Source organism: Pectobacterium sp. CFBP8739, assembly GCF_013449375.1.
Taxonomy (GTDB): Bacteria; Pseudomonadota; Gammaproteobacteria; order Enterobacterales; family Enterobacteriaceae; genus Pectobacterium.
This window is the reverse complement of the sequence record NZ_JACDRR010000010.1, coordinates 63345-89927: the sequence shown is the minus strand read 5'-3', so window position 1 is coordinate 89927 and position 26583 is coordinate 63345. Positions and strand designations below refer to the sequence as shown.

The 26583-nt window shown below is 51.2% G+C and carries 20 protein-coding genes; 6 read left to right on the top strand and 14 right to left on the bottom strand.

Annotation, left to right across the window (positions count from 1 at the left end):
* Nucleotides 1-267: 267 nt before the first annotated feature.
* The 4 genes from H0247_RS08860 to phoB form a co-directional block, all read right to left on the bottom strand.
* Nucleotides 268-1374 carry a cobalamin-independent methionine synthase II family protein gene (locus H0247_RS08860; protein WP_180742224.1) on the bottom strand — a complete coding sequence of 369 codons (1107 nt, stop codon included), beginning with the start codon at nucleotides 1372-1374 and terminating at the stop codon, nucleotides 268-270.
* A gap of 242 nt (nucleotides 1375-1616) precedes the next feature.
* Nucleotides 1617-2555 (bottom strand): PstS family phosphate ABC transporter substrate-binding protein, encoded by a 939-nt coding sequence (locus H0247_RS08855; protein ID WP_180742223.1) that lies wholly within the window; start codon nucleotides 2553-2555, stop codon nucleotides 1617-1619.
* A 15-nt stretch (nucleotides 2556-2570) separates the two neighbouring features.
* Nucleotides 2571-3893 carry a phosphate regulon sensor histidine kinase PhoR gene (gene phoR, locus H0247_RS08850; RefSeq protein ID WP_039275418.1) on the bottom strand — a complete coding sequence of 441 codons (1323 nt, stop codon included), beginning with the start codon at nucleotides 3891-3893 and terminating at the stop codon, nucleotides 2571-2573.
* 27 nt (nucleotides 3894-3920) lie between these two features.
* Nucleotides 3921-4610 (bottom strand): phosphate response regulator transcription factor PhoB, encoded by a 690-nt coding sequence (phoB, locus tag H0247_RS08845; protein WP_102116798.1) that lies wholly within the window; start codon nucleotides 4608-4610, stop codon nucleotides 3921-3923.
* A 271-nt stretch (nucleotides 4611-4881) separates the two neighbouring features.
* On the opposite strand from phoB, the gene sbcD reads away from it, so the two are divergent.
* Both sbcD and H0247_RS08835 read left to right on the top strand, forming a co-directional pair.
* Nucleotides 4882-6120 (top strand): exonuclease subunit SbcD, encoded by a 1239-nt coding sequence (gene sbcD, locus H0247_RS08840; protein ID WP_180742222.1) that lies wholly within the window; start codon nucleotides 4882-4884, stop codon nucleotides 6118-6120.
* The gene (locus tag H0247_RS08835; protein WP_180742221.1) at nucleotides 6117-9800 is read left to right on the top strand and encodes an AAA family ATPase; all 3684 of its coding nucleotides are present in this window, start codon (nucleotides 6117-6119) and stop codon (nucleotides 9798-9800) included. Before sbcD ends, H0247_RS08835 begins: the two co-directional genes overlap by 4 nt.
* A gap of 18 nt (nucleotides 9801-9818) precedes the next feature.
* Here the strand turns inward: H0247_RS08835 and mak are convergent, their stop codons facing one another.
* Nucleotides 9819-10730, bottom strand: coding sequence for a fructokinase (mak, locus tag H0247_RS08830; protein ID WP_180742220.1), 912 nt, complete (start codon nucleotides 10728-10730; stop codon nucleotides 9819-9821).
* Nucleotides 10731-11018: 288 nt separating this feature from the next.
* Here mak and rdgC point away from each other — a divergent pair, with 288 nt between their 5' ends.
* Entirely contained in the window at nucleotides 11019-11948 is a 930-nt protein-coding gene (gene rdgC, locus H0247_RS08825) for a recombination-associated protein RdgC (RefSeq protein ID WP_180742219.1), read from the top strand.
* A gap of 54 nt (nucleotides 11949-12002) precedes the next feature.
* On the opposite strand, the gene H0247_RS08820 is transcribed toward rdgC, so the two are convergent.
* Nucleotides 12003-13793 carry a methyl-accepting chemotaxis protein gene (locus tag H0247_RS08820; RefSeq protein WP_180742218.1) on the bottom strand — a complete coding sequence of 597 codons (1791 nt, stop codon included), beginning with the start codon at nucleotides 13791-13793 and terminating at the stop codon, nucleotides 12003-12005.
* A gap of 536 nt (nucleotides 13794-14329) precedes the next feature.
* Here H0247_RS08820 and H0247_RS08815 point away from each other — a divergent pair.
* Nucleotides 14330-15076: a GntR family transcriptional regulator gene (locus H0247_RS08815; RefSeq protein ID WP_180742217.1), complete on the top strand. Its 747-nt coding sequence runs from the start codon at nucleotides 14330-14332 to the stop codon at nucleotides 15074-15076.
* On the opposite strand, the gene H0247_RS08810 is transcribed toward H0247_RS08815, so the two are convergent.
* From H0247_RS08810 to H0247_RS08780, 7 genes are all read right to left on the bottom strand, one after another.
* Nucleotides 15050-16027, bottom strand: a complete 978-nt coding sequence (locus tag H0247_RS08810; RefSeq protein WP_180742216.1) for a PfkB family carbohydrate kinase — start codon at nucleotides 16025-16027, stop codon at nucleotides 15050-15052. The two genes, H0247_RS08815 and H0247_RS08810, sit on opposite strands and share 27 nt — an antisense overlap.
* Complete coding sequence (locus tag H0247_RS08805; protein ID WP_180742215.1) at nucleotides 16027-17028, bottom strand: ADP-ribosylglycohydrolase family protein; 1002 nt, start codon at nucleotides 17026-17028, stop codon at nucleotides 16027-16029. The genes H0247_RS08810 and H0247_RS08805 overlap by 1 nt, the downstream gene beginning before the upstream one ends.
* Nucleotides 17025-18305, bottom strand: a complete 1281-nt coding sequence (locus H0247_RS08800; RefSeq protein ID WP_180742214.1) for a nucleoside permease — start codon at nucleotides 18303-18305, stop codon at nucleotides 17025-17027. Before H0247_RS08800 ends, H0247_RS08805 begins: the two co-directional genes overlap by 4 nt.
* Nucleotides 18306-18570: 265 nt before the next feature.
* The gene (gene ppnP / locus H0247_RS08795) at nucleotides 18571-18855 is read right to left on the bottom strand and encodes a pyrimidine/purine nucleoside phosphorylase (RefSeq protein WP_180742213.1); all 285 of its coding nucleotides are present in this window, start codon (nucleotides 18853-18855) and stop codon (nucleotides 18571-18573) included.
* A gap of 136 nt (nucleotides 18856-18991) precedes the next feature.
* Nucleotides 18992-19513, bottom strand: coding sequence for a shikimate kinase AroL (gene aroL, locus H0247_RS08790; RefSeq protein ID WP_180742212.1), 522 nt, complete (start codon nucleotides 19511-19513; stop codon nucleotides 18992-18994).
* 549 nt (nucleotides 19514-20062) lie between these two features.
* Nucleotides 20063-21112 carry a type II asparaginase gene (locus tag H0247_RS08785; protein WP_180742211.1) on the bottom strand — a complete coding sequence of 350 codons (1050 nt, stop codon included), beginning with the start codon at nucleotides 21110-21112 and terminating at the stop codon, nucleotides 20063-20065.
* A gap of 204 nt (nucleotides 21113-21316) precedes the next feature.
* On the bottom strand, nucleotides 21317-22963 hold the full coding sequence (locus H0247_RS08780; protein WP_180742210.1) for a multidrug ABC transporter permease/ATP-binding protein: 1647 nt from the start codon (nucleotides 22961-22963) through the stop codon (nucleotides 21317-21319).
* A gap of 417 nt (nucleotides 22964-23380) precedes the next feature.
* Here H0247_RS08780 and H0247_RS08775 point away from each other — a divergent pair, with 417 nt between their 5' ends.
* Entirely contained in the window at nucleotides 23381-23542 is a 162-nt protein-coding gene (locus H0247_RS08775) for a hypothetical protein (protein WP_180742209.1), read from the top strand.
* Between the two features lie 157 nt (nucleotides 23543-23699).
* On the opposite strand, the gene H0247_RS08770 is transcribed toward H0247_RS08775, so the two are convergent.
* Nucleotides 23700-24908 carry a glycoside hydrolase family 28 protein gene (locus H0247_RS08770; RefSeq protein WP_180742208.1) on the bottom strand — a complete coding sequence of 403 codons (1209 nt, stop codon included), beginning with the start codon at nucleotides 24906-24908 and terminating at the stop codon, nucleotides 23700-23702.
* 577 nt (nucleotides 24909-25485) lie between these two features.
* On the opposite strand from H0247_RS08770, the gene pelI reads away from it, so the two are divergent.
* Entirely contained in the window at nucleotides 25486-26529 is a 1044-nt protein-coding gene (gene pelI / locus H0247_RS08765; protein ID WP_180742207.1) for a pectate lyase PelI, read from the top strand.
* Nucleotides 26530-26583: the final 54 nt, after the last annotated feature.

Sequence of the window (26583 nt, the reverse complement as noted above, 5' to 3'; positions counted from 1 at the left end):
AAACCAGAGTATATAGCCTAACTATACAAAAAAATAAGAATATAAATTTGTTTATCTCTTTTTGCATAACACATGATTTGCGCATTTATCGATATTTCATTGCAATAAAACTGACAAAAATCGGGATAAAATGCGTTGTTCGATCATAAAAAAACCTATTTCACAGAACATCGTGGGTAGAGATCAGAAGAATGAGCACAAAAAAGGCCGGATCGAATGATCCAGCCTCTGTATCTCTGTTGTAGAGATAGCGCTACCTCATCGGTATCACCACACGCGATTGGCGATATCCACAACAAGTTTCAGCTTCTTCCACTGCTGCTCTTCCGTCAGGCTGTTCCCCTCTTCCGTTGAAGCAAAACCACACTGCGGGCTCAGGCAAATCTGGCTAAGATTGACATATTTTGCCGCTTCCGCAATGCGCGCCTGCACAACTTCTGCCTCTTCCAGCTCACCGTTCTTCGTGGTGATCAGTCCTAGCACCACCTGCTGATGACCAGGCTTTACAAAGCGCAGCGGCTCAAATCCACCCGCTCTCTCGGTATCGTATTCCAGGAAGAAGGCATCAACATTGACTTCGCCAAACAGAATCTCTGCCACGGGCTCATAACCGCCTTCAGAAATCCAGGTCGAGCGGAAATTACCGCGGCAGACGTGCAAACCAATAACCAGATCCTCAGGTTTATCCGCCAGCGCTTTGTTCAGCACATCAGCATAGGTCCGCGCCAACTGGGCTGGATCTTCACCACGCTCACGGATCTGGCGTTTTTGATCGTCAGAGCACAGGTAGGCCCATACGGTGTCATCCAGTTGCAGGAAGCGACAACCTGCGTCATAAAATGCGTGAATCGCATCACGCCAGGTTTGTGCCAAATCGTCGAAATAGTCCGCCAGATCGGGATACACCGTCGCATCAATCGCTTTGCGACCGCCGCGGAAGTGCATCACGCTAGGGCTTGGAATCGTCATTTTAGCGACGGCATCGCCAGAAATACTGTTCAGATAACGGAAATGATCGAGCATCGGATGCTGGGGGTTGAAACTCACTTTATCCACGACGCGAATCGCATGGGATTTGGTCTGAATACCGTTGAATTGAATACCGTGATCGGCTTCGTAGCGCTCCACGCCGTTCAAATCAGCAAAGAAGTCGAAATGCCACCAGGCACGACGCAGCTCACCATCCGTCACAACCTGTAGGCCTGCTTCACGCTGCTTTTCTACTACTCGCAGAATCTCACGATCTTCAATGCTACGCAGCGCTACGTCGTCAATCTCGCCCGACTGATGCTGAAGCCGTGCTTCCTTAATCGCTGCTGGACGTAAGAAACTGCCGACGCTATCAGCACGGAAAGGGGATAAGGTGTTCGCCATGTGTCGCTCCTGACATGTTGCCAGCACCAATCTTCAGGAAAGAAGCATGCTGACAGATAGTTTCAATATGAAATATTTGCCCAGAGAGATAGTTACAGTTAATCTTATTTAGCCATCTGGACGTCTGAATTTAAAGCTATCCTGTCACGTGACAAACCGCAGGGCAATAGAAGAATTTTCACATTACATGAAGAAAATTCATGTAATGTGAAAACATCACAAATGGGTGGTGGAAAGCTGAATTACTCTGGCAGGCCAATCTGCTGACGCGCCTGGCGACGCGTTTCTTCCGGCAGCGGTAAATAGCCATCTTGGTTCACCAGCGACTGCCCTGTTTCGGACAGCACACGATCTAAAAATGCCGCCGTCAGCGCTTCCAGCGGCTGGCTAGGTGCTTTGTTCACATAGATGTAAAGGTAACGGGTGTAAGGGTATAAACCGCTACGGATATTTTCAGTCGAGGGGTAGATGTAGTCGGTCCCTTGTGCAGCTAACGGCAGCATTCTCACACCGCTGGTGCGAAAGCCCACGCTGGCATAGCCGATAGCATCGGTTGATGCAGCAACCGCTTGTACGACAGACGCTGAGCCAGGCAGCTCATTGATTTGAGGAAGAAAATCGCCACGGCATAGCGCCTTTTGCTTAAAGAACCCATAGGTTCCTGACGCAGAGTTTCGTCCATAGCGCAGTAGCGTACGCTTTTCCCAACTGCCACGTAAGCCGAGATCGCCCCACTGTTTTATCGGCTGATGGTTACCACAGCGCTGCGTAATCGAAAAGATGGCGTCCAACTGCGACAAGTTCAACCCAGGCAGCGGGTTATCCTGATTGACCAGCACGACCAGCGCATCCATCGCGACCGGCACCGCCAGCGGTGGATAGCCGTAGTGCTGGACGAATGCGTCAATCTCGCTGGCTTTCATCGCCCTGCTCATCGGCCCAAGCTGCGCTGCGCCCGATGCCAGAGACGTCGGTGCCGAAGATGACCCAGCGGCCTGAATCTGTAAATTCACATTCGGGTAATGCTGGCTGAAATCCGCCGCCCAAAAAGCCATCAGATTAGCCAGCGTATCCGACCCCGCGCTGGAGAGATTGCCCGCCAGCATCTGGCGAGGCTGCGCAGCGCAAAACGCGCTGAACAACAGTAAAAAAGCGCCCACAATACGAGTGGCGGATGTCATAGATAGCGTTTTCCGTCAGGCCGAAGGTTTCACCGTATTTTCAGCCAGAGAGGCTGGGACAATCAACCGATTCGGCAACGTAAAGACAAAACGTGAGCCCAGACCATCCTCACTCATTATCTCCAGACGAGAATCATGATGGCTGAGCGCATGCTTCACAATCGCCAGACCCAGCCCGCTGCCGCCCGTTTGTCGTGAACGTGCCTTATCCACCCGATAAAAGCGTTCCGTCAGGCGCGGCAAGTGCTCGGCCGCAATACCCGGCCCGTTATCGCTGACCTGAAATTGCGCGCCCTGCGGGATCTTCTGCCAGCAGACTTCGATACGCGTTCCCGCCGGCGTATGGTTGACTGCGTTATACACCAGGTTGGATACCGCACTGCGCAGCTGTTCTTCATTACCAAACACGCGGAGGCTTTCGTTCACACGAAAGACAATCTCATGACGCCCCTGACTCAGCGTCTGCGCTTCACGCTGCAATACGCGCAGCATCAATGGAATATCGACTTTTTCATTCAGATCGATTGCCGTCGCCGCCTCAATACGGGACAGGGTCAGCAGTTGTTTGACCAGCCCGTCCATGCGTCGGGTCTGCTCCTGCATGGTATTCAGCGCTTTTCCGCGTAGCGCCGCATCCAGCGTTTCTTCCTGCATCATTTCCAGATAGCCCTGCAACACCGTCAGCGGCGTACGCAGTTCATGGCTCACGTTGGCAAAGAAGTTACGTCTGGCACCTTCAAGCTGGTGCATTTGCGTAATATCACGCGCCACCATCAGTAGCTGGCCTTCGGAATAGGGCATCACGCGGAATTCAACATGGTGGGAATTATTCAACTGCAACGTGAGAGGACGGCTAAAATCCTGTCCTTTCATGTAATTCGTGAATTCGGGATAACGCAATAAGTTGAGGATATTCTGACCGTTATCTTCCGGCCAGCGGAAATTCAGTAGGTGCTGCGCCAGATGATTACACCAGAAGATCGTTCCTTCTTCGGTGGTGATCACCACGGCATCCGGCAAGGATTCAGCCCCGCTGCGAAACCGCTTGATCAGGAGCGCCAACTCACGGCGTCGGCGTCGATTACGCAACTGCATCTGATAGAGCCCGTAAAACAGCGGCTCCCAGCTCCAGCGGCCGGGCGGTGGCGTCATGCTACGATCAACCCACAGCCAATAAGAGAGTTTCAGTTGGTTATAAAAATTCCAACACAGTAAGCCTAAGACGGCGACCAGCAGAAACCAGGGCAGATAACCAAAAATCAACCCCAGCAGCAACGCGGGCAAACAAAAAAAAGCCAGCTCCAATGCCAGCCTTTTCCAGGATAAGCGTTCTAGCACCTTAATGTGTCTCCGGTTACGATCAGCTCAGTAACGCGTTGAAAAACGGTAGCCCGTTCCCCGAACGGTTTGCACCATTTTGTCATGTCCGCTGGTTTCCAGTGCTTTACGCAGGCGACGAATATGAACGTCGACAGTACGATCCTCAACATAAACGTTAGTGCCCCAAACGTGATTCAGCAACTGTTCCCGGCTATAAACGCGTTCAGGATGCGTCATAAAGAAATGCAGCAGTTTAAATTCCGTCGGTCCCATATCCAACGCGTGCTCTTCAGTCGTCACGCGATGTGAGGAAGGATCAAGATTCAGGCCTCGCATTTCAATGACTTCTTCCACCGCCATCGGTGAAATACGGCGCATCACGGCTTTGATACGCGCCACTAATTCTTTGGGCGAAAACGGCTTGGTAATGTAATCATCCGCACCCACTTCAAGACCACGTACACGGTCTTCTTCTTCACCGCGGGCGGTCAACATCATCACCGGAATATCACGCGTCAGCGCCTCGCGCTTCATATGCTTGATGAATTGCAGGCCCGAACCTCCTGGCAGCATCCAGTCCAATAACACCAGTTCAGGGAACGGCTCCGACAGTTGCGTTACTGCACTGTCATAATCTTCGGCTTCAACTGGCTGATAACCATTTTGTTCCAGTACAAAGCAGACCATTTCACGAATTGGTGCTTCATCTTCCACGACTAATATGCGTTTTGCCATTGTTAATCCTGTCGTTAATCATCGTCGCTGTTAGCAAGCGAAAGGCATTATGCGTCAGTTTTATGACAGATTTATGAAAAACACACGGCCCTCTCCGCGCGATGTTACAACGCATACATCCGATTTTTCGAGCCGCTTTCCAAACTCCGGATCCCAGCGCGACAGCCGTCATCCCTGCTATATATAATCATGGCATTACGATGACAGCACATCCTTCCCTATAATGACAACGTCATCCACCGCCATGCGGCATGAATATCGAGAGAGCACGATGCGCATTATCCACACCGCCGATTGGCATTTAGGACAATATTTTTATACCAAAAGCCGAAGCGCTGAACATCAGGCTTTTCTTCACTGGCTCATCGCTCAGGTGGAGCAGCATCAGGTCGATGCCATTATCGTCGCAGGCGATGTTTTTGATAACGGCTCGCCCCCCAGCTATGCGCGGGAAATGTATTATAGCTTCGTGGTAGCGCTACAGCGTACCGGCTGTCAGCTCATCATTCTCGGCGGAAACCATGATTCCGTCGCGATGTTAAATGAATCCCGCGATTTGCTGGCCTGCCTGAACACGCACGTGGTTGCCTGCGCCAGCGATGATCCCGCCCAGCAGGTGCTCCTGCTGGAAAATCGTCAGCAGCAGCCCGGTGCCCTGCTCTGCGCCATTCCTTTTTTACGCCCACGCGATGTATTGACCAGCAAAGCTGGGCAATCTGGGGATGAAAAACAGTTGGCGCTACAGGAAGCGATTACCGCGCACTACCAACAGTGTTACCAACGGGCTTGTCAAAAACGCGATGAACTTGGCCTGCCGCTGCCAATTATCGCAACTGGGCACCTGACGACGGTTGGCGCAACCGCCTCAGAATCCGTACGCGATATCTATATTGGTACGCTCGATGCTTTCCCTGCACAGGCTTTTCCGCCTGCGGATTATATCGCGCTTGGCCATATTCACCGCCCGCAGCGCGTGACGCAAAGCGAGCACATTCGCTACAGCGGTTCGCCTATTCCGCTAAGTTTTGACGAACTCAACAGTGATAAGTCCGTTTGTCTGGTCAGTTTTACACCAAACGCGTCACCGCCTATTCCACCGCAGATAGACATCCTGCCTATTCCCGTCACTCAGCCGATGCAGTTGATTAAAGGTAGCCTGAGCGACATTGAACGACAGTTGGCCGCGTTTCAGGACTATCGAGGCGATAAACCGGTATGGCTGGATATCGAAATCAGCACGCAGGATTACCTCAGCGACATGCAAAAACGCATTCAGGCGATGACCGAGAACCTGCCCGTTGAGGTGCTTTTGCTACGTCGCACGCGCGAACAGCGCCTGCAGGCAATGACGCAACAGGACAAAGAAACGCTGAACGAACTCAGCGTACATGACGTTTTTGAACGGCGTCTGGCAACGGAGACAGACATGGAAGAGGGTCGCCAGCAGCGTGTCCGCACGCTGTTTAATCAGGTTATTGATGAACTGGAAAATAGCGAGCCCGCCAAATGAAAATTCTCAGTCTGCGCTTAAAGAACCTCAACGCCCTGAAAGGTGAATGGAAGATCGACTTCACGCAGGAGCCGTTTTCCAGCAACGGCTTATTTGCCATTACTGGCCCGACTGGCGCGGGGAAAACCACGCTGCTGGATGCCATCTGTCTGGCTCTGTACCACGAAACACCACGGCTTGGCCTGCTTTCCGCCAGCCAGAATGACCTGATGACGCGCAATACCGCAGAGTGCCTTGCTGAAGTCGAATTCGAGGTGAAAGGCGTGGGGTACCGCGCGTTCTGGAGCCAGCGTCGGGCTAGAAATGTCCCTGACGGCAATTTGCAGTCTCCCAAGGCCGAACTCGCTCTCATTGAAGACGGCAAAATTCTGTGTGAAAAGCTCAATGATAAGAAAGAGATGATCACGCAGCTCACCGGACTGGATTTCGGCCGCTTCACGCGATCCATGATGCTGTCGCAGGGACAATTTTCCGCCTTCCTCAACGCCAAAGCAGACGACCGAGCAGAACTGCTGGAAGAGCTGACCGGCACGGACATTTACGGCCTGATTTCCGAACGCGTCTATGACAAACACAAGCAGGCAAACATCACACTGAGCACGCTACAGGCGCGCGCATCAGGCATTCAACTGTTAACTGATGAACAGCGTCAGCAGGTGGAAGAACAGCTTGCCGCGCTGATCCAGCAGGAGCAACGGGGCAACGTTGAACGTGAGCAAGCGCTGACTACGCTGCGCTGGTTTGAGCAACTGACGCAGCAGCACACGCAGTTAACCAGCACGCAGGCGCAGCATGCGAGCGCCGAATCCGCCATTCAGCAGGCTAAGCCACAGCTCGACAAGCTAGCCAGCAGCGACCCCGCAGAAAAACTGAGGCCGCTACATCAGGAGCGAGAGCGCTATCGGCAAGAGTCTCTTGTGCTCGCCCAGCACATTGAACAACTGACAGCAAAGCAGGCTGCCGAGCAAACGGCGCTGACAACGCTACGCCAGCAGGAAGAAAAAGCCGAGCAGGATGTTAATGGACACACACAGGTACGGCAGCAACAAGAGTTGTTAATCAACGAACAGGTTGTGCCGCTTGATCATTACATTGCCACGCTGGTGCAGCAGCAAGCCCAACAACAGGAAGAACTGGCCAAAATACAGGTTCGCTTGCGCACCGATGAAAGCAAGCAAACCCAGATAGCAGCAGAGCAACAGCAGACTAAACAACAGCTTGAACAGATTCAGTCTTACCGACAGCAACACGCGCATTATCAGCAGTGGGGAGAGTGGTTGCCGCAGTGGCGTGCCGAGTTTCGATTGCTGCGCCAGTTTCAGGACGAACAACGGAAACTGGAGCAGAAACAGGCGCAGCACACGCAAGAGTCGACGGCGCTACAGCAAGCAGCCGAAATACTGGCGACACAGCAGCGTGAACAACAAAACGTCGTTGATGCCGCGCGCCAGCAGTTCACACAACATGATGAGGCACGACAACATCAGGACGCGCACCAGTCGCTTTCCACGCTGCACCAGCGCTTTAATCAGCTCATGGATCAGCAGACTACATGTCGACAGTTCGCAACCGTCAGCGATCAGTTCCAGCGTCTTCAGGTGCGCAAGCAGCAGCACCTCGCCAAACAGGTTGAGATACAAGGATATATCGACCAGTCGCAAATATTACGGAAACAGCAACAATCCGAGCATGAACAGCGTAGCCAGCATCTAGCTGACCTGGAAACGGTGTACCGACAGGAAGAGCGTATTGTTAAGCTGGAAGCAGAACGGCAACGGCTACAGGCGGGAGAAGCCTGTCCGCTGTGTGGCTCAACCGAGCACCCCGCCATTGAGCGCTATCAGGCGCTACAACCGTCTGAAACTCAGCAACGCCTGACGGCGCTACAGCAGCAGGTGAACCAGTTAACAACAGCACTGGCGAATACGACGGCGCAATTGGCCTCACTAGAGCAGCAGAGGGAGCAGTTGCAGCAGGATATCGCTCAGCTCGATAGCGAACATCAAATCCTGCTCCAACAGTGGCAAGATGTCAGTGAGCGCTTACAAGTTAACTACTCGCTGGAACAGCAGGACGACATCACGGCCTGGCTCACACAGCGTGAAGCCGAAGAGCAGGCTATTCGGCAGCAGATTGCCCTCCGCGAGCAGCGACAAAAACAGTGGCAGGAAAGTAAGGATTTACTGACTGCCGCAGAGGCATTGCAGCGGGAACTCGACCAGAAAATCGCACTGAACGTTCAGCAACACACGTCGCTACGCGTTATACAGGAAGAAATAACCCAGTCACTGCAACATGTGCATCAGCAACTCACGCAGCATACGCAGGAAATGACGCAGATGCTGGCAACAGTAGGGCTTCTTCTGCCAGACACTGACGCACAAGATGGCTGGCTGGCTCAACGCGAGAACGAGTGGCAAGACTGGAAAGCCAAAGAGCAGGAGCAATCTCGCTTAATTCCCCTGTTAGCCACGCTGGACAGCGATCTTCAGCATCTGCACCACAGCGTGACAGAAGCAACACAGCACATCCAAACGCAGCAACAACACTTAGAACAGCACCTTGCGTTGCTCAGCGCCAGCCAACAAGAGCGGCAGAAACTGTTTGGCGACAGGCAAATCGTCGCTGTACGCGAACAGTTACAGCGAACCAGCCAACAGTATGACGATGCGCTCAGGCTCGCCCTGTCAGCTCGTCAGCAAACCGAAACGACGTTGAGCCGCCTGACCGGTGAGTTGGTAAGCAAGCAGCAGCAATGTGAACAAAATTCGCGCCAGTATCAGAATGCGACCGAACGCTTCACTCAGGCGTTGCAGCAAAGCACTTTCGGTGATGAAACGGCCTTTCTCCATGCCCTACTTGATGAGCAGGAACGCCAGACGTTGCAGGCATTAAAGGAAACGCTGTATCAGCGCTTGCAGCAGGCGGTAGCGCTGCACCGGCAGGCTGAACAGGAATTGCGTGTCCATCAGCAACAACGGCCAACATACCTGAAGGAAGACGTCACGCTGGAGGCGATACAACAGCAGGTGGCCGCGTTGGATGAAACGCTGAAAACCAATCTACGGCAGCAGGGGGAGTTCCAACACCAGTTGGCTGATGATAAACAACAACGTCAGAACCAGCAGGATTTACTTAGCGCGATCGCCCAGAGTCAGCAAGAAAATGACGACTGGGAGACGCTAAACTCGCTGATCGGTTCAAGTAAAGGGGATAAGTTCCGCAAGTTTGCTCAGGGGCTGACCTTGGATCATCTGGTCTACCTCGCCAATCTCCAGCTTTCACGCCTGCACGATCGCTATCAGCTAAAACGTAAGCCCGGTGGCGAACTGGAACTTCTGGTGATGGATACCTGGCAAGCGGATGCCGAGCGCGACACAAAAACGCTATCCGGCGGCGAAAGCTTCCTCGTCAGTCTGTCGTTGGCATTAGCGCTGTCCGATCTAGTCAGCCATAAAGCCAGTATCGACTCGCTATTTCTGGATGAAGGCTTCGGCACGCTAGATGCCGAGACGCTGGATATCGCGCTGGACGCGCTGGATAACCTGAACGCTTCGGGTAAAACCATCGGCGTTATTAGCCATGTCGAAGCCATGAAGGAGCGTATTCCGGTACAGATCAAAGTGCAGAAGGTTAACGGACTGGGCGTCAGCCGACTGGCGCCACAGTACGCCGTTTAGCAATGACTCGGTCTGCAATTACTCCGTCTTCGGCCAAAGCCAGGCGGCTCCGCGTACTCCGCTGGAGTCGCCGTGAATGGCCTGAAGCACGGGCGTTTCGCACTCACCGCCAAAGATCCACGGTTTAATCTTTTCCGGCACGGTCTGGTAAAGGCGAGAAACGTTGCTCATTCCGCCCCCCAGCACCACCACATCAGGGTCGAGCAGGTTAATCACATGCGCCAGCGATTTTGCCAGACGATGCTCATAGCGCTGCAACGCCAGCTCGGCGATGGGATCGCCCTGCTCTGCTAAGGCAATAATCGCCTCGCCCTTGTGCGGCTGACCGCTCAGGCGATGGTAATCCACGGCAAACCCAGTGCCGGAGATAAACGTTTCAATACAACCGGACTTACCGCAGTAGCAGGGAACCGTCTGCCGGTAGCGCAACTCATCGTCATCCATCCAGGGCAGCGGGTTATGCCCCCATTCACCCGCAATGCCGTTACCGCCGACGTGAGCCTGACCGTTCAGCGCAATGCCCGACCCACAACCAGTTCCAATGATGACCGCGAAGACGGTTTGCTTCCCTGCCCCAGCACCGTCAACCGCCTCAGAAACCGCGAAACAGTTCGCGTCATTAGCGACGCGTACGGGCCGATTCAGCAGCGTGGCGAGATCGCGATCCAGCGCCTGACCGTTGAGCCAGGTAGAGTTGGCATTTTTTACCTTGTCAGTAAACGGCGACAGCGTACCGGGGATTCCTACACCGACACTACCACCGCAGCCAATCGCTTTTTCAGCCATCTCCACCAGCGTGACAATAGTCCGTAGCGTTTCTGGGTAGTCATGTCTTGGCGTCGGCATACGCTGCCGAAAACGTTCCTGCCCCTCATCATCCAGCGCGATAACTTCCGTTTTCGTCCCGCCCAGATCGATACCGATTCTCATGATGTCTCCCCACGTGTTGTAAATAGGCCTGCGTAAGTTTGTCACCGACCTGAAAACGTTCTTATTGGTAGTAGGCACCCTAAATAATTCGAGTCGCGCAGCCAACGCACATGCAACGTGAAGTATGACGGGTATACCCAGAGAAACCAATCAGCGACACCTCAAAGCGTGATAGGTATTCCTCTGAATCCCGGCATTTTATTCCACATTACGGCCGCGAATTCGTTATCATGCGCGCAACATTACAAACCCGCGTGCAAACCTGCGCGCCCAGTCAGGGATAACACCATGTTGTGGTTTAAAAACTTAATGATTTACCGCCTAAGCCGAGACAGCGCGCTGTCCAAAGATAACGTTTTATCTGCGGATGAACTGGAAAAACGGCTCAGCGCTTTCACGTTCACCCCGTGCGGCAGTCAGGATATGATGAAAACGGGCTGGGTATCACCAATGGGATCGCATAGCGATGCATTAACGCACGTTGTTAATGGGCAAATCGTTATCTGCGTCCGTAAAGAAGAAAAAATCCTGCCGTCTCCGGTCATCAAACAAACCCTTCAGGCAAAAATCGAACGTCTGGAAGCGGAACAGCACCGCAAACTGAAAAAAACCGAAAAAGATTCGCTGAAAGACGAAGTGCTGCATAGCCTGCTGCCGCGTGCGTTCAGCCGTTTCAGTCAGGTCTGGATGTGGATCGATACAGTTAATGGTCTGATTATGGTCGATGCCGCCAGTGCCAAAAAAGCGGAAGATACGCTGGCGCTGTTGCGTAAAACCCTAGGGTCACTGCCCGTTGTGCCGCTGACGATGGAAAACCCTATCGAGCTGACGCTAACCGAGTGGGTTCGTTCCGGTGAGCCAGCCGCTGGTTTCACGTTACAGGATGAAGCAGAACTAAAAGCGATTCTGGAAGACGGTGGCGTCATCCGCTGTAAAAAGCAGGATTTGGTCTGCGATGAAATTGCCGTGCATATTGAAGCCGGTAAACTGGTCACCAAGCTGGCGCTGGACTGGCAGGAACGAATTCAGTTGGTGTTAGCTGAGGACGGTTCGGTAAAACGGTTGAAATTCTCCGATACGCTACGCGAACAAAACGACGATATCGATCGGGAAGATTTTGCTCAGCGGTTTGATGCCGATTTCATTTTGATGACCAGCGAACTGGCTGCGTTGATTGCGAATCTGATTGAAGCATTGGGCGGAGAAGCCCAACGTTAATGCAGTTTGCCCGCCAATATTCGGCGGGCAATACCTCTTTAGGGCCTGATCCCGTTAGACTCGGAATGCTCCAACCACGGCATTCAGTTCTTCAGCCTGTGATTGCAATGCACCCGATGCAGCAGCAGATTCCTGCACCAATGCGGCGTTTTGTTGCACCATAGAATCCAACTGCGCGACCGCTTTGTTGATCTCGTTGATGCCACGCATTTGCTCATCCGCTGCATGCGTAATTTCAGACATCACCGAACTCACCGTAGAGACGCCGCCGACAATTTCATTCATCGTGTCGCTGGCCTGACGAACCTGCACAGAGCCAGAGGTCACGCTGGAGACCGTCGATTCAATCAGCTCTTTAATTTCTTTTGCGGCCTGTGCACTGCGCTGTGCCAGGCTGCGAACTTCACCGGCAACCACGGCGAAACCACGGCCCTGTTCACCCGCACGCGCCGCTTCTACCGCAGCGTTAAGCGCCAGAATGTTAGTCTGGAATGCTATGCCATCGATCACGCCGATGATATCGCCGATTTTGCCAGACGCGACCACGATCTCTTCCATCGTGACAATCACATCGGAGACCACTTTTCCGCCCATACCGGCATCTTTCGACAGCAGCAGCGCTTTCGCGTTAACCTGCTGCGCAGAACCTGCCGACTGCGTGACCGCTGCAGAAATTTCTTCCAGCGAGGCTGCGGTTTGCTGAATGCTTGATGCCGCAGATTCAGTACGCGCAGAGAGATCGTTGTTCCCCGCCGAGATTTCATCCGCCGCCACCTGAAGCGATGCGCTGATATCGCGAATCTGCATCATGACCTGGCTGATCTTGTCGACAAAGATATTAAACGAGCGGGCAATTTGCGCCACTTCATCATGCCCTTCGTCCGGCAGACGCTGCGTCAGATCGTTATTACCGTTGCTGATGTCATCCATTGCATCGCGAATTTGCAGCAGACGCTTGAGCGCAGACGCAATGATGAAACCAATCACCAGCGTACCCAGCAGCGCGATAACGACTAGCGTGACGACAGAGGTAGACAGCAGAGAACGCATGCCCGCTGTCGCTTCAGCTTTATCCAACGCCACCAGCATGAACCAGTTCGTGCCAGCAATCGGTTTTGCCACCACGAGCTTTGTCACGCCAGAAAAGTCCACATCACGGGCGCTATCGGCTGAAAGAATGTCGTTCAGATCAATCCCAGGGGCAATGTCGGTGATATTTTTCAGCGTCAGTTTTTCATCCGGATGAGCAATGATCAGACCGCTACGCTCGATAAGAACACCGAAGCTATCTTTGGCTGGGTTAATCGCTTTGACGTTTTCAATCACGCTTTTCATCGTGACGTCACTACCAACCACCCCTCTGACCGTACTTCCTTCCAATACCGGTGCAACGAAAGAAACAACCAATGTATTCGTCACCGCATCAACGTAAGGCGCGGTCACGAGTGGTTTACCTTCTCTCACCGCCTGCTGATACCAAGGTCTGATTGTTGGGTTGTAATCAGCGGGAATGCCACCAGGATCGGCGAATTTGGCGGTGCCATTGGCATAGCCCATATAGACATTCAGAAGCCCGCCAGATGCTGTAATTTGTTTAAATAGCGGAATCGGATCCTCATCGGAAACAACTCGGTTGTGCAACGCAGAGATCATCAGCGTTTTCGAAGCAACCCAGTCACTAATCGCTATACTATGGCTAGTCGCGACCGCGTTCAGCGTGTTTTGGATTGACGCCTTATTCGCGTTATTGGCGATGGTGTAATTAAGAAAGGTATTGATAACAAGTGAAAGCACAACAATGGTCGAACAGGCCGCAAGGATGCGGGAGCGGGTTGTTTTCAGCATAAAACACTCTTTGCGTAGAATAGTTATACTATCCATAACGGCAGAGAAAAATAAAACTTGAATTCGATCACATTAAACCGCCGCCATTTATCTTAAAACCCGAAATAATACTTAATACGTTACACTACTCTATGATGTGAAAAAAGACACAAAATAGAGTCAACACTAACAAACAAACACAAAAACCTAAAAAAAACAAAAATAAAAAAATAATCTACTTATCATTCTCCATAAGATAAAATTATTAATTAGCGTAGTAACATATTCCGACTTTAACAATCACGGGATTATTCCTAATAACTCCGTGATTGTTTTATACCGATAATTAATAGGAATGCTTTAATGAAATAGCTTATCTATAGAATTCATGTGTGGCGTTATAAAAAAGAGCGAGAGATTCTTCGGTAGAGCATTATGCTGGAAACCATTTCACTTGGTTTATTTTTATGCGGTGAGATGACTGAACATTTTCAGTATAGACTGAATAATACCAGTGGTATTATAGAACCTATGTTGGCTGGCAAGGATCGAGAAGAATGGAACACGCGCATACTCAATTAATAGAACAGCTTACTCAACGCTTTGCGACAGCAGACAATACACCGCTCTACCTGAAATTTGCCGAAACGGTAAAAAACGCCGTGCGTAGCGGCATGCTGGAGCATGGCAATATTTTGCCAGGTGAACGCGACCTGAGCCAGTTGGCTGGCGTATCGCGCATTACCGTGCGTAAAGCCATGCAGACGCTGGAAGAAGAAGGTGTGGTGACCCGCGTGCGCGGCTACGGCACGCAAATCAATAACATTTTCGAGTATTCGTTGAAAGAAGCACGCGGCTTTTCACAGCAAGTCGTACTACGGGGCAAAAAACCCAATACGCTATGGGTAAACAAACAGGTCGTCAAAAGCAGCAAGGAAGTCGCCGAACAATTGGCGATTGTGCCAGAAACGCCCGTTTTTTTGTTGAAACGTATTCGCTATGTGGATGAGGACGCCGTTTCCATTGAAGAATCGTATGTTCCTGTTGACCTGATCGCAGACGCTGACGATATCGGCGTCTCGCTTTATGACTATTTCCGCAGTCAGAACATCAATCCACAGCGTACACGCAGCCGCGTCAGCGCACGCATGCCCGATGCCGAGTTCCAGTCCCACATTCAGCTTGATAATAAAGTACCGGTTCTGGTCATCAAGCAGGTGGCGCTCGACCAGCAGAACCGGCCCATAGAGTACAGCATCAGTTATTGCCGTAGCGATCTATACGTGTTCGTCTGCGAGGAATAACCGGGCACGAAGTTCAGCCTGCGTGGGTGCGCAGTCTCCGCCACGGTGGCTCACGACATACGCAGCAACCGCATTACCCAACGTGACCGCCTCCGCCAGCGGCCAACCGGCGGCTAATCCCGCTAGCGTCCCTCCTGCGTGGCTGTCTCCCGCGCCGATAGTATCGACCACCGCTGCCGGGAACGGAGGGATAACCCCCTCAGAATCGATATCAAAATACCACGCCCCCGCTTTGTCCTGACGAATAATCACCGGTGCACGGTAGGTCTCCCGCCAGGCTCGCCCCAGCGTTTGCACATCAACCGACACGCCGAGCATTTCCGCTGCAACTTCCGCTTCCTGACGATTAAGGGAAACAACAGGGTGAAGCGCCATAATACGTGCCATCAGTTCGGGAGGAATATCGGCGATACGTGGGCCAAAATCGATAAACGGCGTCACGTCAGGCAAGGTTTCCAACCAGCTAACCAGACGCTCACCGCACGGTGCCGCCAGTTGATAGCCTGAAAGATAGACCAAACTCCCCGATGCAACGGATAACGATGCCAGCCAACTGTCGCTCCACTGGTTCTCAACGCCGCTGAAGGACATAAACGTCCGTTCGCCATCCGGTTCAACCAGCGCCAGACACCAGCCGTTGTCTCCCGAATCAGTTTGTACCACCGTGGTGAGGTTCTGTTTTTCCAGACTGTGACGAATGATATCCGCCCACACGCCCTGCCCGACAGGCAAGGCGTTTTGTGCCTCCATTCCAAGGCGTTTAAGCGCAATGGCAATATTCAAGGCGCAGCCGCCAATATTCACGCTTTGCTGCTTCAGTTCGATATCACATCCGCGATACGGCAATGCGTAAGCATCGGCTATCACATCGATTACTGCGGCTCCGATGATGGTCAGAGGCTGACGCGTTGTTAGCTTATCCAGTTTTGCAGCAAGTTCGCTGGCTTTCATCACGCCTCCCGTGCTGAGCGGTATTGCAGGAGCTGGCTGGCATAGCGGCTAAAATCAAGCTGGTTAATGTCATCCAGCGTCTGCTTCAATCCGGCATCAATCGCCGTGACCCCGTGCAGCGCACCGCATATCGCGGTCGCCATCGCCCCGATCGTATCGGTGTCTCCACCCAGGTTGGCACACAGAATCGCACAGCGGTTTGGATCGGTTTGCGCCAGTTCCACCATCGCGATGGCAGTCGCGACAGATTCAATCGTGCTCGTTCCCGCACCAATCAGTTGATAAAGCTGCTCACTGGCGCTTTCTGTCCCCTTTGCACTACGCACAATGTTCAGTGCTAACTCCAGACGTGCGGCGAGAGAAGCGCTAAACGTAGTGATACGTTTTTCCTGCGCGTGGCGCGCCACGGACGGCAGTGCATCGACGATCGTCTGCCAACTGACACCGTCAACCGCACGGGAAATAGCCCAGGCAATCACAACCGCCCCTGCAATCGCCACGTCGGATTTATGCGTCGGGCTGGATGCCAGCGCCACCTGATCGATAAATTCATCGAGATCGTGCGCAGGCAACAAACAACCTAGTGGAGAAGCGCGCATGGCCGCGCCATTCGTGACGCCATTATTTTCCAGTTCACTCACTGGCGTACCCTGGCGGATAGCCTTCAACGCAATTTTAGACGTTGGGCCGAGTACATTTTTATTAAATGCATCAAACGATTCCGCCCATTTCAGGATGTGGCGTCCGATCGCATCGGCGTTAATTTCCCCATCACATTCAATGATAGCGTCGGCCAGACTCAGCGCCATCGAGGTATCGTCGGTAAACTCGCCGCGGCCGAAATAGCACGCCGCATTATTTTCCGCCGGGCCGGGCAAAAAGCGATCAATCCAGCCGAAATGCGCTTTTACGCGCGTCCGGGGCCATAGTTCCGATGGCATACCCATCGCATCCCCTAAAGCCTGGCCATATAAGGCACCGAGAATACGTTCCTGTTTCATTTGTTTTCCTCTGTACTGAAATGCTTATTTTTTGAACCATCTACATCAATGGTCGAGATCGCCTTATCCGATTCACGGAAAAACAGGATAAAGATCAGCGCAATAATTGCGATCATCACCGCGCCAAAAAGCCACATGCCGGTCCAGTTAAAGGTCAGGCCATTCACCGGCTCGCCGTGAGCGAAAAGTTTCTCCATCATCACGCCGCCCAAACGGTATCCCAACAGGCTGCCGAAACCCTGACAGCAGAGCGTAATCAGCCCCTGTGCTGCCGTGCGCATGTGCACTGGCGCTTTTTTATCAACGTAGATATAGGCGGTAACATAGTAGAAATCGTAACTCACGCCATGCAGCAGAATGCCGAGGAACAGCAATGCGTACGTGAAGTAGTGATATGCGTCGCCGTAGACAAAGAAGACATAGCGGATAGCCGCCGTAATCAGCCCCAGCAACAATACCTTTTTAATACCAAAGCGCTTGGTGAAAAACGGCAGCGCCAGCATAAAGAAAATTTCCGAGAACTGACCCAGCGTCATCCAGCCTGTCGCATTTTTCATGCCGACTTCAGTGAGGAAGCCCGTGGCAAAAATGTAATAAAACGCCAGTGGCATTGCGAACAAGAAGGAGCAGACAAAAAACACCAGAAAGTTTTTGTCTTTCAGCAATACAATCGCGTCCAGCCCCAGCATGACTTTAACATCCAGCTTGCCCGTGCTTTTCGGTGGCGTATTGGGCAGGAAAAAAGCAAAGAGACCAAGCAACGCAGAGCTGCCAGCAGTAATCAATAACGGAATATTAGTGGGGGAAATGTCGCTAAATCCAAGCCATGTCGGCAGAAAACCGCAGACGATACCCGAGGCGATCCAGCCAATCGTACCCAAAACACGAATGCGCGGGAAATCCCGCTCTACATCGGCAACATGTGAGAAGGCGATGCTGTTAGTCAGTGCAATAGTCGGCATATAAGTTAACGAATACGCCAGTAACAGCGGGAAGAAATACATGAATTCCGTTTGCTGTGCCGCCAGATACATCAGTATCGCTCCGGCGAACATCAGTACAGCCAGCACCTTTTGCGCGGCAAAGAAACGGTCGGTGAGTGACCCCACCAGAATCGGCGATAAGATAGCGGCAATCGCGGTACAGGCATACGACCAGCCGATTTCGCCCGCCGTGAACCCGCTTTTGCTCAGATACAGCCAGAGTGGAACAAACCAGGCTCCCCAGATAAACCATTCAACGAACATCATGAACGACAGCTTTGCTGTAGTTTTCATATTTACATCCTTCATGACAGAGTAAGGTACACCTTTAAAATACCAATTAATAATACCTTTTAAATACCTTTGCGTTCATTATTTGAACCACTTAACATTTTTGCAGCATTATTTATTCTCATTGAGAAAAGAATGACAGAAAGGCACACACGCGCGCAGAGCGGGATGAAAAGTAGGAATGACGCAGAATCAGCATAAAAAAACGCCGCGTTATGTCACACACAACGCGACGATGAGGAGATAGATTATAAAAATAAAATAGTTATTACAGGTACTTACACAAATAAGAGGTCGGTTCGACTACCTGCAAATTGAACTCACTTTTTCCCGGAACGAAAAACGTTTCTCCCGGAGTGAAAACCTGCCAATCCGGCGCGCCTGGCAACAGCACCTTCAATGCTCCGGTAATGACCGTCATTTCTTCCGGCTGCCCGGTTCCAAATGTGTATTCACCCACATCCATGACGCCGACACTCGCGCGGCCAATGCCATCACCTTCAAAACCGATTGATTTTACCTTCCCTGCAAAATACTCATTTACATTCAGCATAGCGCGGCACCTATCGTCGAAAAATTCAGAAAATTCATCTTAAAAGGAGAGTCGCGCCACTGTCACGATCTATTCATTGAAAGTTAGTGTTCGGTAACACTGACTGGTGATTATTTTGCCAGTGTCCGGTCACCTTCTATGCAGCTGACAAACGCAACGCCTTCAATACGCTTGCCACAATCGCTTCCGGCGCCTGAGACGCATCGATAACATGGTGCGCGACACCGCGATACAACGCCTCGCGCGCAGCCAGCACATCGGCCATCTCCTCCGCGATAGGACGACCAGTCAAGGTGGGGCGCTGGTTATCCTGTGGATTTTCCTCCAGCCGCTGAGCCAACAACTCCGCATCCGCATGCAGGTAAATCACAGTGCCTTTATCATGCATAAAGCGTCGGTTGGCTTCCGCAAGCACCATACCGCCACCCGTCGCGACGATACAGCGGTTAGATGTCACCTGCTGGAGCGCCAGACTTTCACGCTGGCGGAATCCATGCCATCCTTCCTGCGCGACCACATCAGCCACCGTCATATTGGTGGTCTGCTGCATAAACAGGTCGGTGTCGACAAAGTCATATCCCAACGCCTGCGCCAGTTGATGCCCGACGGTGGTCTTCCCACAGCCTCTGGCACCAACCATAAAAATGGGGTGTGTCATGTAATGACGTATCCTTCTTTTTTACTCATCTGCCCTGTCATACCTCAAGCTGCACGCACGTCGGCTGTCCCGCAATTCGAGCGCTTTCGGGAATCAAAGATAAATGGGGTGATTACCTGCTTTGTCGTGGGCTAAATCATACCGATAAAATCCATAGAGAGGGAAGTGACTTCTCTGTGGGAATGAAAAGTTGAATAACGAAAAGTCAAAATGGGATGACAGGAAATATGCCCTAAATAATTCGAGTTGCAGGACAAAACGTTAGCGTTTTGAACAACGCAAAGCGTTGACCCGCTAGGGCGAGGCTCATTTATGAGTCTCGTAATGCGGCGAGCGAGGGCATCCCGATGAGCTTACTCAAGTAAGTGATTCGGGTGACAAATCTGCTGGGAGCAGATTTGAACGCTGCTTGCAGCGGCCCTTCAGGGCGAGGCCCACGACGGGCCGAGTATTTGAACGACGCCAACGCACATGCAGCTTGAAGTATAACGGGTATAAAAAGCCCCGCGTTTAAAGGCGGGGCTACCACACGAAAAACCGCTCAGGTGATTAATACGTGTGGAAATAATCCTGAATCACCGCTGGGTTCGTCGTTTTCGTCAGCGCCAGCATCAACAGGATGCGTGATTTAGCTGGGCTTAGAGAATCGGAAACCAGACCAGGCTGGCCAGCATCCGGTGGGACGATACCGCTGCCAGTACGGGTGGAACGCACAACAACAATGCCTTTGCTTTCCGCTTTACGGATGCCTGCGTCACTGCGCTTAGATACGCTACCTGCGCCCATACCCGCATACACAATGCCTTTTACGCCATGTTTGATGGCAGCGTCATACATGTATTCTGGATCGTCCTGATAGCCATAAATAATGTCGACAGCCGGCAGCTTATCTACGTTGGTCACGTCAAATACAGAACGCGTGGTGTGGATTTTGTCCAGACGAGTCTGGTAGTAAACTTTGTCACCAATAATCACGCCCAGATAGCCTTCTTCTGGCGCTTTAAAGGTATCCAGCGTAGAGGCGTTGGTTTTGCTGATGAAACGAGCGGAACCGATACGGTCATTCAGCACCACCATTACCCCACGGCCACGGGAGTTTTTATCCGCTGCGACTTTTACCGCACCGTACAGGTTCATTGGACCGTCGGCGCTGATTGCCGTTGCAGGACGCATCGCCGCAGCAAAGACCACCGGTTTGTCACTCTTCACCGTCAGGTTCAGGAAGTAAGGCGATTCGTCGAGCGTATCTGTACCGTGTGTAATCACCACGCCATCAACATCGCTGCGTGCCAGCAATTCGTTCACGCGCTTGCTCAGCTTCAGCAAGACATCGCTGGTCATATTTTCGCTGCCAATGTTGGAAATCTGCTCGCCAGTAATATTGGCAAGCGTTTTCAGCTCTGGCACCGCTTGAATCAGCGTATCTACGCCCAACGCACCCGCTTTATACCCCGTGGTTTGCGTGTTGGCCGCTGCGGAACCCGCAATCGTACCGCCCGTTGCCAGAATGACAATGTTAGGGAGATTTTCTGCCGCAATTGCCAGAGACGAAAAACAAACAAAAACAACAACGAATAATGCGTTAAACATCCTTTTCATAACATATACCAACTTATTGAGTTAAGTGGCAGACCAGATACGTCAGGTGCCTGATCTGTAAGTAAAAAAAACATTCTGTTAGCAATGTGCCAACATTGGCGCTTATTCTGCCCCAGAATTCAACGAATTAATATATGCCTGTCAGACTTCATGTTAACGGTGTGTGATCCCTCACAGCGCAGTATTCCGCCACGCTGATTTACGCTATCGACTAATCTGTGCCACGGCATCTTGCGAGGCCTGTTCACGCGCGGCCCCCGTCAGCTCAGACAGCGTTCCCTGATGCATTTCAAGCAGGCGATCGGCATGTTCAAAGTAGTGATCATCATGGCTGATCGCCACAATTGTTTTCCCCAATGCACGTAATTGCGGTAACAGATCAAGATAGAACACGCGGCGGAATTGCGGATCCTGATCGGCCGCCCATTCGTCCAGCAGCAGGATATCTCGCTGTTCGGCAACGGCCAGCAGCAGCGCAACACGTTTACGCTGCCCCTGAGAAAGCTGTAAGTTCATCACTTGATGATTCTCCAGCGTCAGCTTATGCCGCATGTTCAGGCGATCCAGCCAGTTGTCGACCAGCGCTGTATCCGGCGCCGTTCCCTGTGGGCCCATCATCTGCCCGAATAGGTGGAAATCGGTAAAAATGGCGGAGAATAGCTTTTGGTAATCCTCGCGCGTTTCTGCCGTAACGGGGCAGTTATCCAGCAGCAACGCGCCAGAAACTGGGGTATAAAGCCCAGTCAGCAGCATTGCCAGCGTCGATTTTCCGCTTCCGTTACCGCCAATCAGAAACACCAGTTCGCCACGTTTTATCACCAGATTGATCGGTCCGACTTCAAACCCAGACTCGTCATAGCGAAACACCACATCACGCAATTCCAACGTGTGCCAGTCCGCAGGGGCAATCGCCGCGGGAAACGATTCCTGATAATCCGCCAAATCAAAACGTTTCAGCTTATTAAACGCAACTTGCGCACTCAGCAGCGTCGGCAGTGCGCCAACAGCCTGTAGCATCGGCGTGCGTAAAAAAAGCAGCGTCAGTGAGTATGTCGCGGCAACGTTGGTATCCGCCCAGCCGAGATTGTTTGCCATGAAAAAGACTGCGCCAATCACACCCAGCATCATAATATTCGACCAGTTCACCGCACTGAGGTGAAAGGTGTCGGCACGAATCACGTTCTGTCGGTAATCCTGCGCATTGGCCTGATAAATGTCTTCATACAGCTTCTGCGCCCGCTCACGATTGAGCGTGAGTTCTTTACGCCCGTTAATCACGGTTTCGTAATCTTTCTGAAGACGATCTTCCGCTTCCCGCACCTTAGTGAGATGGCTGTACACACGGGAAACCAGCATAAAACCGCCCCAGAGCGTTATCACAATCCAAACGGACGTCACCACCAGCATTCTCGGGGAGAGCCAGGCAAGATAAACCGCTGAACCAATGGTGAGCACTATGCCCTGAATCAACTCCGGCAGACGCACAAATGCTATCGTGATATTGCGGATATCGCTGGACAGGCTGGCAAGCAGTTGCGCACTGCCGATCTGTTCGATACGGGCAATGTTAGTGTCCAGAATACGCTTGATAAATTGCCCACGCAGGCGATAAACGAAGTGGTGCCCCAGCGTGGTCAGCGCCAATTGCGACACCAGCGTGACGCTCATCAAGAGCAGCAGCAAGCCCAAAAATTGCGGCAATACGCTCAACGACTGATTGACCGTTTCAATCAATTGCAGATTGATAAAGGCAATAAGCCCAATGCCCAGCGCGGCACTCAGCAAACTTAACAGGATAACGGCCAGAAATGGCCAACGGTACTGCTGGTAAACAATGCGGAGCAACTCCATAACAACCTAGTCTCTCTGATGAAAACAATCGCCCGCAGTGTAATAGGGATAAGCGTGATATCAAGAATAATTCTCATATCCAGCCCAACACAAAGTCGCCATTGCCCTCGTCACCCAGAGCCGTCAACACTAAACGAGAGAAACAAAACACCAGAGATGAATCAGATAGCTAACCACCTCTGTGATCTTAGATAGATTGCCATGTTTTTTGTTTTCAAAACATTTCAGAAAAGTTGGATTTTTGGTTAAGACGCACCTATAAATATAAAGAATTGGATGAATATGATCCCGATAATCTAGTATCCATACGTCTCCTGTTGCGGCTTCGATCCGCCGTGAGAGGTATTCAGACAATAGTTGCAGATAAGCTAGAGGCTATTTCATGTCAGATATGATGTTATTGCGGGAAATGCCAATATGCTATCGCGTCATAGTGATCAGTTCATCAATGCCGCAGCGACTAGCTGCGTCACAACCGATATCGCCTCACCAGGGCAAACCGTCACTGCGGCACTCAATGGCGTGACGTACGCAGGGATGTCGATGCAGCAGGTAATTGGACGCGTTCTCAGCCAGTGAATGTCCTACAAAATTTACCGAATGGCACCACATTTCTGCAGGCTAGCGACAGTGGCACACTCAGAAATCGCAGTATTCTCACCAGAAACATGCCCCTCACACGCGCCGCACGGTTTCCCGCGCGGCGCGGTTATGACAGAACGATTTTTTAATCGCGTTACTTCTTAACGGTGACGTTCTTGATTTGCCAGGTACTGTCGCTCGTCAATGTGACGTTCTTCATCGTCACTTCGATCGGCTTTTTCGCGTTCTCGCCGTTCAGCACCACCACACCTTTGGTTTGGGACGTAATATCTTTAAATGTAATGTCGCTCCACTCAGGCACATTACTTCCCTCTTTTTTCTCATATACCGTATCAATCACAATCGGTTTCGCCACATTCTTCATGACGACATTGCTATACCGAACGCCATTGACCACCCCAGCGGCCGACTTATCACTCTTAATGCGCAAACCATTCGTGGTGCCATTCATATTCAGGTCATCAACGGTTACGTTGTAAACCCCCATCGTTTCGCTGCCGATCGACATCCCGTGGCCGGTTCCGAATTCGTTATGCAAAATGGAAATATTGCGCGTCTCGGCACGGCCTTTATAGGCTTTGATCGCCACGTTATCGTCGCCCGTCGAAATATTGCTGTAAGCAATGGTGATGTTTTTTGATGACATCGGATCGATACCGTCGGTGTTTCTCGCCGTGGACGGCGTTTTGATCGTGGTTTTCCACGCAGTAAAACCATCACCATCGCTGAACACGACGTGGAAATTCGGGGAGTTAATGAGGGAAATGTTATACAGCGTGAAATTCTTGCTCTTGTTAATCTGAATCAGACGAGGAGTATTCTGTTTCAGCTTTTTCACTTTGGCATCGGCGGCCAGATCCCACCAGCTTACCTTTTTATCTTGAAGCTTCACGCCCCCTTGCCCATCAATGGTGCCCGGCCCATAGATTCCGCTATTCGTCGTACTCGTGGCGGTAATAAATGCATTACAACCTTTACCGTTGTTATCCACTACGCCACAGGATGACGCCGCATTCTCAAAAGATTTGGCGTTATTCACGGCACGCAGCGTCACCCCTTTGTCGATTAACAAGCTGACGCCCGAAGGCAGAGAAAGCGGGCCGCTCAGAAAGACGGACGTGCTCCCCGCGCTCAACCTGACCGCTTTGCCTTGTCCGCAGCTATTCAGCGCTTTTTGAATGGTGCTGGTGGCCGTACTGCTGTCCGCTTTAAGCACCGTACAGGAGGACGGCGCTTTTGGCTCACTCACCGTTCGTGAGTCAGAAGCCCATGCCGATGCGCTGAACAGGCCGATAAGCCCTAGTGATAGAGATAAAACTCGCTTGCCTGATTGGTATTCCATGTCAAACCTTCCCTTATAGATATCCGCAATTTTGTTGTGACTAAAAAATAAATTTCATTTTCTTTTTTATTAAGAAGAAAAATAAAACCTTTTATAGACACTAAAAATTGTCGCACATGAATATGTCGGCTAATAAAACTCCATTTACATAAAAAATCTCAATGCTTATTGAGAGAAGCATTCAGCTTTACGCATGATTAAATTATCACCAGAAAAGTAAATAGCACATCAACGAAACGTAGAAATCAACCGAATCCAGTCATGTCTGCCCGTGAGCAGGTGGTAAGATTTTTATCTCTTCAAGCCATTCACTTTTCTTATTTATTTAATAAGAATCTTCCGAAGATTAATTAGTTCACAAGAAATAATTAAATAAAACATAATTAACAACAAATAAAATTAAATATAAAATAATCACAGGGTAAATTAAATAATCTGATTAAGCTCAATATTTTCCCCGAATTATTATTCATTTCACACTCTCTGCTATATAATCCTTTTCGATGCGCAAGGACTCCCTCTTTATTTGGAATAAATAAAGAGAAAAAATATCCGTTTAATTTACAAGGAAAAACACATGTTTAAGTATTTAACACCGATATTTTTATGTACGGCTGCTTTTTCTTTTCAGGCTCAAGCTAATGACACCATGTTGATGCTGCTGAAAAAAGACAACGCCACCTATTTAAGCTGGTCTACCGATGCAGGCAACGTTGTTCGCCAGGATGTGTATCGCAGTACCAGTAATAATCAGGCTGGCAGCGAAAAAATCGCAGAGCTCAATTCTACCGACAGGACTTTTACCGATTTAAGCGCCAATCCACAGTCAGACTATTGGTATTGGGTGGATACCGTTAGCGGTAATAATAGCGTTCTGAAATCGAATGCCGCCTCAACGGCACCTGCGCCATTGCGTGCAGCGCCGCTTAAGGCAGCCAGTTCAGAATGTAAAGCAGGTGCGGTAATTAAAGATAAAACCGTAGACTGCGGTGGTATTACTCTGGGTTTGAGCTGTTCAGGCGACAGTGATAAGCAGCCTCCGGTTATCACGCTGGAAAATGCCACCATTAAGAACCTGCGCATCTCCGAAAAAGGCGGTTCTGACGGTATCCACTGTAAATCAGGCAACTGCCGTATTGAAAACGTGATCTGGGAAGACATCTGTGAAGATGCCGCAACCAATAACGGCAAAACGCTGACCATCGTCGGCGGTGTCGCACATAACACCACCAATGGCCCTGGTGGAAAACCGGACAAAGTGCTGCAACAGAATGCCAAAAACAGCCACACGATCGTACAGGGCAACTTCACCCTGACCGGTCAACACGGCAAACTGTGGCGCTCTTGCGGTGACTGCACCAACAACGGTGGCCCGCGTAACCTGACCATCATCAGCGCAACCGTTAATGGCACCATCGACAGCATCGCTGGCGTAAACCGTAACTTTGGCGATGTGGCTGAAATCCGCGATTTGCGTATTAAAAACTATAAAGAAGGAAAACCACCGGTATGTGAAGAGTTTACCGGCGTAGAAAAAGGCAAAGGTAACTCTCCTAAACACGGTGAATACTGGGATACCAAGAACTGTAAAGTCAGCCGCTCAAACGTTAAAGCCCTGTAATTCTGCTGGCAGAGTTCACTCGTAATTAACTTCCTCTGGGGTCCTGACGCATCA

Bases quoted from the DNA above. Each gene is read 5' to 3' on its own strand.
- H0247_RS08835 (WP_180742221.1), top strand. From the start codon at position 6,117: ATGAAAATTCTCAGTCTGCGCTTAAAGAACCTCAACGCCCTGAAAGGT.
- rdgC (WP_180742219.1), top strand. From the start codon at position 11,019: ATGTTGTGGTTTAAAAACTTAATGATTTACCGCCTAAGCCGAGACAGC.
- H0247_RS08785 (WP_180742211.1), bottom strand. From the start codon at position 21,112: ATGAAAAGGATGTTTAACGCATTATTCGTTGTTGTTTTTGTTTGTTTT.
- H0247_RS08810 (WP_180742216.1), bottom strand. From the start codon at position 16,027: ATGAAAGCCAGCGAACTTGCTGCAAAACTGGATAAGCTAACAACGCGT.
- phoB (WP_102116798.1), bottom strand. From the start codon at position 4,610: ATGGCAAAACGCATATTAGTCGTGGAAGATGAAGCACCAATTCGTGAA.
- sbcD (WP_180742222.1), top strand. From the start codon at position 4,882: ATGCGCATTATCCACACCGCCGATTGGCATTTAGGACAATATTTTTAT.
- pelI (WP_180742207.1), top strand. From the start codon at position 25,486: ATGTTTAAGTATTTAACACCGATATTTTTATGTACGGCTGCTTTTTCT.
- H0247_RS08815 (WP_180742217.1), top strand. From the start codon at position 14,330: ATGGAACACGCGCATACTCAATTAATAGAACAGCTTACTCAACGCTTT.
- H0247_RS08775 (WP_180742209.1), top strand. From the start codon at position 23,381: ATGCTATCGCGTCATAGTGATCAGTTCATCAATGCCGCAGCGACTAGC.
- aroL (WP_180742212.1), bottom strand. From the start codon at position 19,513: ATGACACACCCCATTTTTATGGTTGGTGCCAGAGGCTGTGGGAAGACC.
- H0247_RS08805 (WP_180742215.1), bottom strand. From the start codon at position 17,028: ATGAAACAGGAACGTATTCTCGGTGCCTTATATGGCCAGGCTTTAGGG.
- H0247_RS08820 (WP_180742218.1), bottom strand. From the start codon at position 13,793: ATGCTGAAAACAACCCGCTCCCGCATCCTTGCGGCCTGTTCGACCATT.
- H0247_RS08780 (WP_180742210.1), bottom strand. From the start codon at position 22,963: ATGGAGTTGCTCCGCATTGTTTACCAGCAGTACCGTTGGCCATTTCTG.
- mak (WP_180742220.1), bottom strand. From the start codon at position 10,730: ATGAGAATCGGTATCGATCTGGGCGGGACGAAAACGGAAGTTATCGCG.
- H0247_RS08770 (WP_180742208.1), bottom strand. From the start codon at position 24,908: ATGGAATACCAATCAGGCAAGCGAGTTTTATCTCTATCACTAGGGCTT.
- H0247_RS08855 (WP_180742223.1), bottom strand. From the start codon at position 2,555: ATGACATCCGCCACTCGTATTGTGGGCGCTTTTTTACTGTTGTTCAGC.
- H0247_RS08860 (WP_180742224.1), bottom strand. From the start codon at position 1,374: ATGGCGAACACCTTATCCCCTTTCCGTGCTGATAGCGTCGGCAGTTTC.
- ppnP (WP_180742213.1), bottom strand. From the start codon at position 18,855: ATGCTGAATGTAAATGAGTATTTTGCAGGGAAGGTAAAATCAATCGGT.
- H0247_RS08800 (WP_180742214.1), bottom strand. From the start codon at position 18,305: ATGAAAACTACAGCAAAGCTGTCGTTCATGATGTTCGTTGAATGGTTT.